This is a genomic window from Cryobacterium gelidum, assembly GCF_004403985.1.
GTDB lineage: Bacteria > Actinomycetota > Actinomycetes > Actinomycetales > Microbacteriaceae > Cryobacterium > Cryobacterium gelidum.
Genome location: NZ_SOHL01000003.1, coordinates 104,795 through 118,335, shown reverse-complemented (window position 1 = coordinate 118,335; position 13,541 = coordinate 104,795). Strand labels below are relative to the sequence as shown.

General features: G+C 65.0%; 13 protein-coding genes, 2 tRNA genes and 2 pseudogenes. 13 read left to right on the top strand and 4 right to left on the bottom strand.

The features are described from left to right. The first annotated feature begins 1 nt into the window (after nucleotide 1). From E3T50_RS00745 to E3T50_RS00730, 4 genes are read left to right on the top strand one after another with little or no spacing between them, the layout of a single operon-like run. On the top strand, nucleotides 2–1,531 hold the full coding sequence (locus E3T50_RS00745; RefSeq protein ID WP_166784165.1) for an ABC transporter ATP-binding protein: 1,530 nt from the start codon (nucleotides 2–4) through the stop codon (nucleotides 1,529–1,531). Then, on the top strand, nucleotides 1,528–2,322 hold the full coding sequence (locus E3T50_RS00740) for an energy-coupling factor transporter transmembrane component T family protein (protein ID WP_134550134.1): 795 nt from the start codon (nucleotides 1,528–1,530) through the stop codon (nucleotides 2,320–2,322). The genes E3T50_RS00745 and E3T50_RS00740 overlap by 4 nt, the downstream gene beginning before the upstream one ends. Continuing rightward, complete coding sequence (locus tag E3T50_RS00735) at nucleotides 2,315–2,908, top strand: nucleoside/nucleotide kinase family protein (protein WP_241990679.1); 594 nt, start codon at nucleotides 2,315–2,317, stop codon at nucleotides 2,906–2,908. The genes E3T50_RS00740 and E3T50_RS00735 overlap by 8 nt, the downstream gene beginning before the upstream one ends. 38 nt (nucleotides 2,909–2,946) lie before the next feature. After that, complete coding sequence (locus E3T50_RS00730; protein WP_134550133.1) at nucleotides 2,947–3,219, top strand: hypothetical protein; 273 nt, start codon at nucleotides 2,947–2,949, stop codon at nucleotides 3,217–3,219. A 6-nt stretch (nucleotides 3,220–3,225) separates the two neighbouring features. On the opposite strand, the gene E3T50_RS00725 is transcribed toward E3T50_RS00730, so the two are convergent. The 4 genes from E3T50_RS00725 to orn all read right to left on the bottom strand — a co-directional run bounded on the left by E3T50_RS00725 (nucleotide 3,226) and on the right by orn (nucleotide 5,749). Continuing rightward, nucleotides 3,226–4,527, bottom strand: coding sequence for a D-alanyl-D-alanine carboxypeptidase family protein (locus E3T50_RS00725; RefSeq protein ID WP_134550132.1), 1,302 nt, complete (start codon nucleotides 4,525–4,527; stop codon nucleotides 3,226–3,228). A 24-nt stretch (nucleotides 4,528–4,551) separates the two neighbouring features. After that, nucleotides 4,552–4,902: a metallopeptidase family protein gene (locus E3T50_RS00720; RefSeq protein WP_134462352.1), complete on the bottom strand. Its 351-nt coding sequence runs from the start codon at nucleotides 4,900–4,902 to the stop codon at nucleotides 4,552–4,554. 52 nt (nucleotides 4,903–4,954) lie between these two features. Beyond that, nucleotides 4,955–5,030 (bottom strand) — tRNA-His (locus tag E3T50_RS00715). A 44-nt stretch (nucleotides 5,031–5,074) separates the two neighbouring features. Continuing rightward, nucleotides 5,075–5,749, bottom strand: a complete 675-nt coding sequence (gene orn, locus E3T50_RS00710; RefSeq protein WP_134550131.1) for an oligoribonuclease — start codon at nucleotides 5,747–5,749, stop codon at nucleotides 5,075–5,077. Between the two features lie 82 nt (nucleotides 5,750–5,831). On the opposite strand from orn, the gene E3T50_RS00705 reads away from it, so the two are divergent. From E3T50_RS00705 to E3T50_RS16080, 9 genes and pseudogenes are all read left to right on the top strand, one after another. After that, complete coding sequence (locus tag E3T50_RS00705; protein WP_134462332.1) at nucleotides 5,832–6,092, top strand: thioredoxin domain-containing protein; 261 nt, start codon at nucleotides 5,832–5,834, stop codon at nucleotides 6,090–6,092. A gap of 3 nt (nucleotides 6,093–6,095) precedes the next feature. After that, nucleotides 6,096–7,607 (top strand): ABC transporter substrate-binding protein, encoded by a 1,512-nt coding sequence (locus E3T50_RS00700; RefSeq protein WP_241990678.1) that lies wholly within the window; start codon nucleotides 6,096–6,098, stop codon nucleotides 7,605–7,607. A 102-nt stretch (nucleotides 7,608–7,709) separates the two neighbouring features. Beyond that, on the top strand, nucleotides 7,710–8,657 hold the full coding sequence (locus tag E3T50_RS00695; protein WP_134550130.1) for an ABC transporter permease: 948 nt from the start codon (nucleotides 7,710–7,712) through the stop codon (nucleotides 8,655–8,657). Further along, entirely contained in the window at nucleotides 8,654–9,535 is an 882-nt protein-coding gene (locus E3T50_RS00690; RefSeq protein WP_134550129.1) for an ABC transporter permease, read from the top strand. Before E3T50_RS00695 ends, E3T50_RS00690 begins: the two co-directional genes overlap by 4 nt. After that, entirely contained in the window at nucleotides 9,532–11,307 is a 1,776-nt protein-coding gene (locus tag E3T50_RS00685) for a dipeptide ABC transporter ATP-binding protein (protein WP_134550128.1), read from the top strand. The genes E3T50_RS00690 and E3T50_RS00685 overlap by 4 nt, the downstream gene beginning before the upstream one ends. A gap of 51 nt (nucleotides 11,308–11,358) precedes the next feature. Beyond that, nucleotides 11,359–11,434: transfer RNA gene (locus E3T50_RS00680), tRNA-Arg, on the top strand. A gap of 190 nt (nucleotides 11,435–11,624) precedes the next feature. Beyond that, nucleotides 11,625–12,245: pseudogene (locus E3T50_RS16905) on the top strand (IS3 family transposase); the annotation flags it as partial. A 4-nt stretch (nucleotides 12,246–12,249) separates the two neighbouring features. Next, nucleotides 12,250–12,420 (top strand): annotated as a pseudogene (locus E3T50_RS16900) (IS3 family transposase); the annotation flags it as partial. Between the two features lie 512 nt (nucleotides 12,421–12,932). Then, on the top strand, nucleotides 12,933–13,385 hold the full coding sequence (locus tag E3T50_RS16080; RefSeq protein ID WP_166784161.1) for a hypothetical protein: 453 nt from the start codon (nucleotides 12,933–12,935) through the stop codon (nucleotides 13,383–13,385). Nucleotides 13,386–13,541: the final 156 nt, after the last annotated feature.

Genomic DNA, 13,541 nt, shown 5'->3' with positions numbered 1-13,541 from the left:
GATGCCTGAAACCTCGCCGTTCACGCCCGCTCCCGGCCCGAAGATTCGAGCCGCGCAGATCCACGCCCGCGACTGGGGCTGGCGCCACGCCGGGCGCCACAACCAGGCCGTGTCCCGGCTCGACCTGCACATCGAGCCCGGCGAGCGGGTCCTGCTGCTCGGTGCCAGCGGCGCGGGTAAAAGTACCTTGATGCACGCCCTGGCCGGCGTACTCGGCGACGCCGAGGACGGCGATGAAACGGGCAGCCTGCTCATTGACGGGCGACGCGCGGCCGAGGCACGCGGGCGCGTCGGACTAGTCCTGCAAGACCCGGACTCCCAGGTCGTGCTAGCCCGGGTCGGAGACGACGTCGCGTTCGGCTGCGAGAACCTCGCCGTTCCGCGCGCCGAGATCTGGCCGCGCGTGCGGCGGGCCCTGGCCGAGGTTGGCCTGGACCTGCCGCTCGACCATCCCACCTCGCGCCTGAGTGGCGGCCAGAAACAACGCCTCGCCCTGGCCGGCGTGCTCGCCATGCAGCCGGGACTGCTGCTGCTCGACGAACCGACCGCGAACCTCGACCCCGCCGGCGTCATCGACGTTCGCGACGCCGTCGTGCGCTCCCTCGACCAGTCCGGGGCAACGTTCGTCGTCATCGAGCACCGGGTCGAAGTCTGGCAGGACATCGTTGACCGCGTCATCGTGCTCGACGCGGCCGGCGGCGTGCTGGCTGACGGTGCGACCCGTGAAATCCTGTCCAGCCAGGCCGAACGGTTGGCGCAGGCCGGTGTCTGGGTGCCGGCACTGCCGCCACGGTTTCCGACGCGCCACCCGATCGGTCATCCGCAGACCCTGCTGCGGGCCGAGGCGCTCGCGGTCGGTCGCGTTCCGTTTGGTCGGCGCACGGCATCCGTCATCGCCGATGCCATCACCCTCGACGTGCGCGCCGGCACGGCCACCGTCCTGACCGGGCCAAACGGCGCCGGCAAATCCACCCTCGCCCTCACCCTGGCCGGTCTGCTCGCGCCAGCCGGGGGAGCACTGCGCGCGAGCGACGGCTTCGCGGCCGGCATCAACCCCCAGCCGCACCGCTGGCGCTCAAAGCAGTTGCTCACCCGCATCGGAACCGTCTTCCAAGACCCGGAGCATCAGTTTCTCGCCGCCACGGTGCGCGACGACCTGCTGATCGGTCCGCGCGCCCTCGGGCTCAGCCCCGCCGAGCAGACCAGCCGCGTGGACGAGCTGATGCGCCGACTGCGACTCGATCATCTCGCCGACGCCAACCCATTCACCCTGTCGGGCGGCGAAAAGAGACGGATGTCCGTCGCCACCGTGCTCGCGACCCGCCCTCGCCTGCTCGTGCTCGATGAGCCGACCTTCGGACAGGACTCCCGCACCTGGCAGGAACTCCTGATCCTGCTGGCCGAGCTGCTTGACGAGGGAATTGCCCTCATAGCGGTCACCCACGACGCCCAGTTCGTCAGCGCCCTCGCTGACGAGGAGTACCGACTCGGTCTGCCCGACCCGATCACACTCGCCACGGGTGCGCTGTGAGCCTGCTGACTCCGGCGATTCGCCCGAGCGTCGTCGCCCGACTCAACCCGGTGGCCAAGCTCGCCGTCGCCCTCATCGTGAGCTGCGCGTTGCTGTTGTCGATCGACTGGGTCTCCGCCGGTGTCGCCCTGCTGCTCGAGGCCGTATTGCTGCTCTGGTGCGGCCTGAGCGCCCGGCAGTTCTGGCTGCGCACCGCGCCGGTCTGGATCGCGGCACCGTTGGCGTCAATAACGACGATCCTCTACGGCGAAGATTCCGGCGCGCTGCTCGGGCAGGTCGGATTCATCTCGGTGACCGAAGGCTCTGCCCAGCTGGGCCTGGCGATCGGGCTCCGGGTGCTGGCCATCGGCTTGCCCGGCATCGTGCTGCTCGCCACGACCGATCCGACCGACCTCGCCGACGGCCTCGCCCAGGTGCTGCGCCTGCCGTCCCGGTTTGTGCTCGGCGGCCTGGCCGGCCTGCGGCTCGTGGGTATGTTCATCGAAGACTGGCACTCGCTCACGCTGGCCCGCCGGGCCCGCGGGGTCGGCGATGGCGGTGGCGTGCAAGGCGCCGCCCGGCGGTTCTTCGGCCCGGCATTCTCCCTGCTCGTCATCTCCGTTCGACGGGGCAGCAAACTCGCCACGGCCATGGAGGCGCGTGGCTTTGGCAGCGACGCGCCCCGTACCTGGGCTCGGCCGTCACGGGTTCGCCCGGCCGATGCCGTTCTCGTCGGCATCGGATTAGCCATTGCCGGTATCGCCATCGGCGTCGCGGTATGGGCCGAGACCTGGAGTTTTGTTCTTGCCTGAGACCAATCGTTCGCATCAGGCCGGGCCGGTCCTACGGAACTTCACGACATTGCTGGCACCCGTGCTGCGGGCAGTGGGCGCTGCCGGGCCGACCCCGGTAGTGCTTATCGACGGGCCGAGTGGCGCGGGCAAGAGTACCCTCGCCGACGCGCTCGTCGCGCAGTGGCCGGGCACGGTGCACCCACAACTCGTGCGCCTGGATGACATCTATCCCGGCTGGGATGGCCTCGACTCGGCCATCCGACATCTGGGTCGGTTCGTGCTTGCACCGCGGCACCGGGGAAAGCCCGCGGCCTGGCAGCGCTACGACTGGATCGAGAACCAGGCGGCGGAGTGGCATCCGCTTGACGCCGCCCGTCCCCTGATCGTGGAGGGCTGCGGCACTCTCGCGGCCGTGCACGAGCCGCTCAGCGACGTGCGGGTTTGGCTGGGGTCTGGAGACGCACTGCGCAAACAGCGTGCGTTGGACCGTGACGGCGAGGCGTTCCGAACACACTGGGACCAGTGGCAGCAGGAATGGGCAACGTATGTCGAGCAGGAGACGCCCGAGAATCGCGCGACCATTCGCTTGCGCGCGGCCGACTAATCGGCGGTAGCACGGCGCAGAGGACTAGATTGTGTGCCATGAGTAATCCCGACCGTGACGATTCCGGTGCACCCACCCTGTATATCGCCGAGTTCATCGACGGGCCGCTCGAGGGCCAGATCGATTCCCGGGCGCTCGTGAGGGGAAAACACGCGCCGCGCATCAGTATGGTCGCCGCGGTCGGCGGACTGGAATCGGTGTTCTGGTACGACGAGGTCGACGATCGAGACATGAACGGGCAACGCCGCGTACGCTACGCCTTCGACGAGGGCGAAAGTGACCCGATCGATACCGAGGTGGAGCCGCTGTAGCCGGTTCTACTGGTCGAGCAGGGCCGTGATCATCACGATCGGATGCAACAGCCGCCAGCCGAGACCCGGATCGCCGATACCCTCGTCGAGTTTCAGGGCGGCCGACAGCTTCTCCCCGGCGACGGTGAGTCGAACCTGTCCGACGTTCGCGCCGGTTCGCGCCGTCGAGAAGTCCTTGAGCGTGACCGTCGCGGCCGCCGGCGTCGCGGCCTGCCAGGCATAGCGGGTGCGCGCGACGCCGACCACGGCCGCGGCGGTGTCGCCCCACGCTGAAGTGAACGTCGCATAGGAATCACCGGCGGCCAGAACCGGCAGCAGTCCCACTCCGGCGCGCGCGCTCGCCATCAAGGCGGTGAGATCGGCGGTGAGCGCATCGTAGGTCGGTTCACCGATGAAAGCGCCCGAAAACGTGAAACTCGAAACGCCGTCACTGACCTGGGCGGTGAACAAAAAACAGACACCGGCGGCGTCCGTGTAACTGCGCGAAATGCCGGTGACACCTTCTTCGGGCAGAAAAGACGTGGTGTTCTCGACACCACGACGGTTAGCCAAAGCGGATGCGGGACTGGACAGCATCGCCGAAACGATCGGGTCGGTCGCGGCGAGGCCCGCGAGGTGAGCCAGATCGGTGGCGGTACCGGCGCTCGCATCGTGCAGCCCGGTGGTGTCGACAACGACGGTGTCGGTCAGTCCGTTGTCGGCGAGCCAGGTATTAGCGGCTATAACGTAGGCGTCGACCGAACCGAAGGCCCAGCGGGCCACACTATCGGCGTGGTTATTGCTCGACCCGAGCAGCAGCGCCTGCAGCAGTTCGAGCTCGGTCCACTGCTCGTCGGCGAAGACCGCGACCGAGCGGGCGCCGACGGTGTCGTAATTGAGGTAGCTCTGAAAGTCGGCTGCCGTGAGAGTTACGATGGGGCCGGTCCCGCCCGCCACGATCGGTTTGGCGTCGAGAACAACAAGGGCGGTCACGACCTTGGCAATGGATGCCATCGGGAGCGCCTCGGCCGTCCCAGCGACCGCGATCGGTGCCGAGGTGGTCGAACCTGCGCGGGGTGAATCCGCGCCGGTTGAGGTCGTGCCGGAGGTGTCACTGGTCGTGGCGGCGAGCACGGCGATGGCGCTTGCACCATTGGCCGAGAGTACCGGGGGAGTGGGCGCGTCGGCGCTGGCAGCGGGCGTGACGGTGGTGACCGTGACGGCCGGGAGGGGCCCCAGCAGCGTCGCGGGGCCGTAGATGCCGAGGCCGAGAATTACCACGGTTCCGGCCAGAATGCCGACGAGACGGCCGGGACGGAAGGAGCTCATGCCCCAAGGCTAGACCGCTCGAGGTCAGCCCCAGCCGAGTTCGTGCAGCCTGTCGTCATCAAGCCCAAAGAAATGGGCAATTTCGTGAACCAGGGTGATGTGCACTTCGTCATGCAGGTCGTCGAGGCTCGTGCAGATCGCCAGCAATGACTCCCGGTACAACACAATGCGATCGGGCATCTCGCCAAAGCCGTACTGACCGCGCTCGGTCAGGGCAACTCCGTCGTACAGACCCAGGATGTCCAGGGTGCCGTCTTCGGGACGGTCTTCGACCACGAAGATCACATTGTCGAGTCCATCGACCATGTCATCGGGCAGCAGGTCGAGCTCATCGACGACGAGTCGCTCGAATTCGGCCGCGTCCAGTTCCAACATCATCAAATCTTGGCCATAGCGTGCACCGATCGTTGAAAGTGCGGTGTTTCATTGGGGTGAGTAACGGGGATTGAACCCGCGACCTCCTGGACCACAACCAGGCGCTCTGCCAACTGAGCTATACCCACCATGCGTCCCTACGTTTACAACGCGGGGCAACTCCGCAATCCTATTACACCTCGGGGGCGAATAAGTGCACAACGTCGCTGGCGTGCGACTTGGCTTCGTCGCTGGTCGGCCCGGGGTCGGCGACGAACACCGTCTGGCGGTAGTACGCGAGCTCGCGGATCGATTCGAGAATGTCGGCGAGGGCGCGGTGTCCGCCGTCTTTGGCCGGGGCGTTGAAGTACACCCGCGGGTACCAGCGCCGGGCGAGTTCCTTGATCGACGACACGTCGACGTTACGGTAGTGCAGCTGGTTGTCGAGGCGAGGCATGTAACGGGTGAGGAAGGCGCGGTCGGTGCCGATGGAGTTTCCGGCGAGCGGGGCCTTCTGCTCGGCGGGGATGAATTTCAACACGTATTCGAGAACCTGAAACTCGGCCTCGGCGGCGCTGACGCCGTTCGGGATCTCGGTGAGGAGGCCCGAGGACGTGTGCATGTTGCGCACGAAATCGCCCATATTTTCGAGGGCGGAATCGTTGGGCTTGATGATGATGTCGAGGCCGGGGTCGAGCACATTGAGGTCGTAGTCGGTAATGACGACGGCGATCTCGACCAGCTCGTCGCGGTCCAGGTCAAGCCCGGTCATCTCGCAGTCGATCCAGACCAGGCGGTCGGGACTTTTCGACGCCGGGGCGGTCGTGGGGGCGGTCGTCGGTGAGATACCAGTCGTGCTGTTCGTCATGGTTCGAGTCTACCGGTGGCCTGCGACACGGCCTGTAAACTTGAAGGCCTCCGATCTTTAACGCGCGACCTGCGAGGCCCTGATGGAATTCACACTGTATTCGTCGTCTTTCTGCGAACCATGTATGCAGACGCGCGCGGTCCTCGCCGAGGCGAAACGACTCGTACCCGGCGCCACCGTGCGCGAAGTCGACGTCGCTGCCGCACCGGAGGAGGCTGAGGAGCTGCATGTGCGCAACACCCCCACCGTCATCGTGACGAACGGGGCCGGAACCGAAGTTTTTCGCGCGGCCGGTGTTCCGACCCTGGCTCAGGTTCTCGTCGCCGCAGCTAAAGCGCTCTGAGCGGTGAGAGCACTCACCCGGCGTCGGGTCGTTGCCAGCATTTCGACGGCCATGCTGGCCTCCCTGGGGCTGGTCGGATGCTCGGTTGGGACCGCATCCACCGGCACCGAGCCCGACACGTCGTTGACCGTGGGCCTGCTGGCCACTCCCGGTAACCTCGACTACACCACGACCGCAGGGGCGGCGATTCCGCAGGCGCTGCTCTACAACGTGTATGAGGGACTGGTGAAACTCGACAACGACGGCACCATCATGCCCCTGCTCGCCAAGTCGTGGACGGTCAGCGGAGACGGGTTGGTGTACGACTTTCAGCTCAACGAGGGAGTCACCTTCTCCGATGGGTCACCGTTCACCGCCGCCAGCGTCAAATTCAGCCTCGAACGGGTGAAGGACAACTGGAGCGCCAACGGTCCCGCCTACCTCGATCCGATTGCCCAGATTGAGGTGGTCAGCGACAGTCAGGTCCGCATCACCCTGTCGAAGCCGAGCAATAGCTGGCTGTTCAACATGAGCGGTCCGGTTGGCACCATGTTCACTGAATCCGGCATCGCCGACCTGGCCACCGATGCGGTGGGTACCGGTCCGTATACGGTCAGCTCCTTCAAGACGGGCGACAGCCTCGTGCTCGCCACCAACGCCGACTATTGGGGTGAGGCCCCGTACATGAGCGATGTGACGCTGCGCTATTTCACCGATGCGACCGCGCAGACCAACGCCCTGCTCAGCGGCGACATCAGCCTCATTTCGGGCATCTCGCAGTTCCAGCTGGTCGACCAGTTCAAGTCAAACGCCGATTTTCAGGTGCTGGAAGGCGCCAGCACGGGTGAGGTCACTCTGTCGATGAACAACGCCGGTGCCGCCTTCAGCGATGTGCGGGTGCGGCAGGCGGTCATGTACGCGATCGATCGTCAGGCCGTCCTGGACACGGCGAACAGCGGCTACGGTCTGCTGATCGGCTCCATGGTGCCGCCAACTGACCTCTGGTACGACGCGAGTCTGGCCGATCTTTACCCGTACGATCCCGACAAGGCGATCGAACTGCTCGACCAGGCCGGAGTCAGCGACTTGAGTGTGGCGTTCAAGATTCCCAACCTTCCCTACGCCGTGGCCGGCGCTCAGGTGGTCAAGGATCAGCTCGACAAAGTGGGCATCACCGCCAATGTGACGGTGCTGGAGTTTCCCGCCGTGTGGCTGGACGAGGTCTTCGCCAACCACGACTACGACATGTCGCTCATCATGCACAGTGAGCCGCGCGATGCGACCAGCTTCGCCGTTCCCTCCTATTACGCGGGCTACGACTCGCCCGAGGTGATAGCAAAATTCGCTCAAGCGGATGCTGCAGACGCGGCCACCCACGTCGAGCTGATGCGGGAGGCGACGAGGACCATGACCGAGGAAGCCGCTGCCAACTGGCTCTACCTGCAGCCGGCCATCTCCCTCGCCGACGCCGATCTGCTCGGCGTGCCGAAGAACACCCCGAGCCTCGCGCTGGATCTCTCGACCATCGCACGCTAGCGCCCGTCGAATCCGGTACGCGTTCGGTTGATGTTCGGGTGGTTGGCGCGACACTGACTCAGTATCGTGCCCACCGTAGATCAGTCAGAGGAAAGTCCCGTTATGGTTCTTGTGGTGCTGCGTCGCATCGGCCTGTTCGCCGCCACGGTCGTCGTGGCGTCGATTGTGACCTTCCTGATGCTGTCTATCCTGCCCGGCAACGCCGCGCGCATAGCTTTGGGCGTGCAGGCGACCGAAGCGGATGTCGCCGCCCAGACCAAGGCCATGGGGCTCGACCGCCCCGCGGTCGTGCGCTACCTGGACTGGTTTGGGCATGTGCTCGTCGGCGACTTCGGCACCTCCACCGTGTCGCGTCGAGCGATCGGCCCCGAAATAACGGATGCCCTCGGCATCACGGTGATCCTCGTACTGACCAGCGTCGTGCTGGCCCTGCTCTTCGCGGTTCCGTTCGGAATCCTATCCGCGGTCCGGCAGCGAAAGCCCGACGGCGCGATCCTGTCGGGCATCAGCCAGATCGGGGTCGCCGTACCCGGGTTTCTGGCCGGGATGCTTCTCGTCACGGTTTTCGCCGTGACGCTGCGTTGGCTTCCGGCCGGTGGGTGGGTTGATCCGGGCGACGATCTCGGGGGATTCCTCCAGCACCTGATTCTGCCCGCGATCGCCCTCGGCAGCGTGCAGGGCGCCGTGCTCAGCCGGTACGTGCGATCGTCGGTTCTCGAGGTCACGCGTGAAGACTTCATCCGCACCGCCCGGGCCAAGGGCCTCGGTGTGGGCAGGGCGCTGTTCCGGCACGGGTTGCGGAACGCGGCCGTTCCGGTGATGACCGTGCTCGGGCTGCAGATCGCCTCCCTGCTGGTGGGCGCCGTCGTGATCGAGCGGGTTTTCAGCCTTCCCGGCCTCGGCAGCCTGCTGCTCGACAAGGTCGCGCTGCGTGACCTGCCCGCAGTGCAGGGCATCGTGCTGGTTCTCGTCGTGTTCGTGCTGCTGCTGAACTTTCTCGTTGACCTCGCCTTCACGGTGATCGATCCCCGACTGCGGAGCGCATCATGACCGCCGTAGATCCCCGTGGCCCGGCCGCGACCGGGCCACGGCGACGCCCCGTGACCGCCGGCAGGAACGGCGGAGCAACGCTCTGGGCCGGCCTGGTACTGGTCGGCCTCGTAGTCCTGGCCGCCGTCGTGTCGGTGTGGTGGACGCCGTTCGACCCGGAAGGCGTCTTCCCGGATTCCATCCTGCAACCGCCCGGCACCGCATACCTCCTGGGCACCGACAGCTTTGGGCGAGACGTCTTCAGCTCCATCCTCCGCGGCGCCCAGATCGCCCTGCTCGTGGGCACCGTTGCGGTTGGCATCGCGGCCGGACTCGGCGTTCCCTTCGGCATCGTGGCCGGCATGAATCCCGGCCGACTCGACCAGTTCATGATGCGCGGTAACGATATCTCACTCGCCTTCCCCGCACTGCTGCTCGCGATCATCTTCGGGGCCATCTTCGGAGCTGGCACGATCACCGCCATGGTCGCACTCGGCATCGGCACGGCACCCGCGTTCGCACTCATCGCCCGCAGTGGCACCATGCAGATCATGAGCCGTGAGTATGTGCTGGCGGCCCGTGCCGCGGGCAAGAGCGGCCTATTCATCGGGGTGCGGCACATCCTGCCCAACATCAGCGGCATGCTCATCGTGCAAGCCTCCGTCTCGTTCGGCATCGCGGTTCTCGCCGAGGCCGCGCTGTCGTATCTGGGGCTCGGCACGCCTCCGCCCACACCGTCCTGGGGGCGCATGCTCCAGGAGGCACAGGGCTACCTCTTCGTCGAGCCGCTGCTCATCCTGTGGCCGGGAATCGCCATCGCCATCTTGGTGCTCGGCTTCAACCTGCTCGGTGACGGCCTGCGCGATCGCTTCGACCCCAGGATGCAGGTGAAACGATGACCCCGCCCACTCTCAGCGTGAGGGACCTGCGGGTCGGTTCACCCTTCGCCGAGCTGCTGCACGGCATCAGTTTCGATGTCGCTGCCGGCGAACGCGTCGGCCTCATCGGGGAATCCGGGTCGGGCAAGTCGCTCACGGCGACATCCGTCATGGGACTGCTGCCGGAAACGCTCACCGCCACCGGCACGGTGCGTCTGAACGGTGTCGACGCCAACCTGCTCACGGCGCCCGAACGCAGCCTGAACCAGCTACGCGGCAACACACTGGCGATGGTCTTCCAGGAACCGATGACCGCCCTGAACCCGCTGATGCGGGTAGGCGCCCAGGTTGCCGAAATCATGACGGTGCATCACACCGAACCGGGACGGCGTCAGGCCTGGGAACGCGCCGTCACCCTGCTGGCCCAGGTTAAGCTGTCGAACCCTCGTGCAGCGGCCCAGGCTTTTCCGCATCAGCTTTCCGGGGGGCAACGCCAGCGTGTCATGCTCGCGATGGCGATGGCCAACAATCCGCAGCTCTTGCTCTGCGACGAACCCACCACGGCGCTCGACGTCACCGTGCAGGCGGAGGTACTGAAGCTCCTCGCAAATCTCGTCGCCGACCGGAGCACCGCGCTGCTGTTGATCACCCACGACATCGCGGTGGTCGCGGAGGTGTGCCAGCGGGTGCTCGTCATGTACCAAGGCAATATCGTGGAGGACGGGCCGGTTGCACGCGTGTTGACCGCGCCGCAGCACGCGCATACCCAGAAACTGATTGCGGCTTCCGATCTCTCCGCGGTCGACGCTCGTGGCCGGCTGCACACCAGGTCACGGCCCGTCATCGTCACCCCGATCACACCGGCCGTAGACTCCGCACAGCGCACGATCGAAGCGGATGCCACCGCAGCGCCGATCCTGCCGCACCGGGCCGCACACCAGCACCTCGAACGCGGTGGACCACCGGTGATCTTCAACGCGGTAGCCGGAGCGCCGGCCATCCGGGTGCGCGCCCTGAGTCGGCAGTATCGGCGGCGCGGGGGCGGCGGCCTGTTCGCCCCGGCACCGGTCGTGCACGGCCTGAGGGACGTGTCGTTCGACGTAGCCGAGGGGCAACGGCTTGGTATCGTGGGTGAATCGGGTTCGGGTAAGTCCACGCTCATGCGCATCCTCTGCGCCCTCGACCGGCCGAGCTCGGGCACGGTCGACGTGCTCGGGCAGCCGATCGGGACAGCCTCGGAACGACAACTGCGCGATTTTCGCAGTCAAGTGCAGATCGTCTTTCAGGACCCGATGGGGTCCCTGGATCCGCGCATGAAGGTGCGCGACATCGTTGCCGAACCCCTGCACAACGTGAACCGGGCCGAAGTACGAGCCCGGGTCGAAGCCCAACTGAGCGCCGTCGGGCTCGACGCCGACGTGATGGGCCGGCATCCACATCAGTTCTCGGGCGGCCAACGGCAACGCATTTCGATTGCGCGGGCTCTCATCTCCCGGCCGCGAATTCTGGTGGCCGATGAGGCGGTCAGCGCCCTCGACGTGTCGGTTCGGGCCCAGGTGCTCAACCTGCTGGCCGACCTCGTCGATGAATACCAGCTCACCCTCGTGTTCGTCTCGCACGACCTCGGCGTCATCCGCCACCTGTGCGACACTGTGGCCGTCATCTCCGACGGACGCATCGTCGAAGGCGGACCCACGGCCGACGTCTTGGACCACCCCCTGCACCCGTACACGCGGCAACTGGTCGGTGCGATGCCGTCGATGCACCAATTGGCCCGGCGCGTCAGCAACTGATCTTCAGCGGCGACCGAAGCACGCCGGCGACCTGTAACCTTGAACAGTCCCGCCCCCGTAGCTCAGTGGATAGAGCACCGGCCTTCTAATCCGATTGTCGTAGGTTCGATTCCTACCGGGGGCACCAAAGGCGATACTGGCTCAGACGCTGTACTTCCCCGTAACTACGCGGATCTTGCGGCATTCTGGACGGTCCTCTACGGCATTGACTCGTGCAGCGTAGTCACAGGCGCAGCGTACTGGGCCGTCCCGTGCCGTAAAGGCTAGGCCCACCTGAAGGCCCACCTAGGCATACCAGGGGGAGCAGGAGAATTCAAATGACGAAAGCCAAGGAGCCGAAAGCTGAAAAGCGGGCGTCGCCAGGGGCCGGGTCCTTCAAATGGGATGCGAAGCGTGAGCTCTGGGTGGGACGGCTGACTCTGCCAATCGACCCGACAACCGGCAAGCCACGCCGACAGGCCAAAACAGTTGCCAGGACCATGAAACGCTTGGGTTTGGCGGGGATCTGCCCGAAGAACTGGAAGACAACCACCGTCATCGACCACGCGGACGCCTACCCGGTGGATGCCGTGAAACGGAAGTGGGATACCGGCGCGTTGAACCAGGTTTGGGTCGGCGATATTACCTACCTGAGGACGTGGGAGGGGTGGGTCTATTTGGCGACGGTCATCGACGCCCACAGTCGCCGCGTCATCGGTTGGGCTACCGCCGACCACATGCGCACCGACCTCATCCAGGATGCCCTCACCATGGCCATAGTCCTGCGTGGGGACCGCCCGGAGACTGTGATTTTTCACAGCGACCGCGGAACCCAATACGCATCGGCTCAGATCACCGAATTCGCCGCTGCACATTGCATCACCCGGTCGATGGGATACACCGGAATTTGCTGGGACAACGCCATGGCTGAGAGCTTCTTCGCAACACTGAAAACGGAAGTTCTACTACCGACGAGTCTGGCCCACCCGGGCCCGAGCGATTCGAGACGTCGCAGCGTGGATCGAGGACCGTTACAACCGTCGCCGTCGCCACTCCTCGATCGGAGACGTCACGCCTGTGGACTTCGAGCTGCAATACTCGTCACAGGCCGCAGGGATCCAACTCGCCGCTTAACCCGTGTCCACTCTCCGGGGCCAAGGCCAAGCCAAGGGGAAACGATCACCCACGCAATACAGCCCAGTGGGACGACGACCCACAGAAGTATGCCGCGCACGATAAGAAGAACGAGGCTAGCGAACACGCCAAGTGTCTTCGAACTCACGGTAAGCCCCCCAGAATTCTTCCGATACATCCACCAAATGGTACGACACCGAGAACGACGTCGCCGCCGAACTCTAACGGGCTCTTTAACGAGCAGTCCGGCGTGGCAGTCTCCCACTTTCACGCCGGGCGCTCCGCGGGCACCGGCACTAAGAACGGAAGTATAGATATCAACGCGTGAAGAGTTACGACGATGTTGCTTACTCTGGGGTAGAGACAGGGTGTTGGTCGACCGTTACGCTGCAGGCAGCTGCATTGGGCAGTTTGCGACGAATTTTATGGTTGTTGCTTGGGGTTTGGGGTTTGGGGTTTGGGGTTTGGGGTTTGGGGTTTGGGGTTTTGGGTTTTGGGTTTTGGGGGATGGCGTGAAGATTCTTGGTGCGATCCTGGTTGGCGTCGTTGTCTTGGCTGTGACTGCGTTTTTCATTGTCAGGTCCCTGGAAGACCGGGCTACCGACGAGTTTGTTTCGCAGGTGTCACGGCTGGATATTCCCCCGGGCTGGACGCTGTTGGATGACATTGTTCGCCGCGAACAGTTCCTGTGCGTGAGTACTAATCCCTGTCCGAGCATTGCCCGGCGTTGGGAGGCGGATACGGCGGTGACAGTCGAGGATTTGGAGCAGATCGCTGCTCCGGCGGGTTTGGTGTTTTCCGTGGAGGGGACGTGCCAGCGGCCAGCTAATGCCACCGGCTCTACGACCTTGTGTAGTGGGCGGGCAGTTCAGGACGGCTATGGCTATCAGTTGAGGGTGAGCAATGATTCCCCCCAAGGAAATCAGCAGATATTTCTATCTGTTCGTCCTTCGAAAGCCTCCTGACTTCACGGGAAACTTGGCAGCGGACCTGATTGGCAGATTGAAGTCGTTCGAACGAATGCGTGGCTGAAGCGTCCTTTTCTTTAGTGCATAGGTTCTGCTCCATCGCGAAACGGGGGTACTTCCGATGGATGTCGGCCTGTCGCGTAAGACCGATTC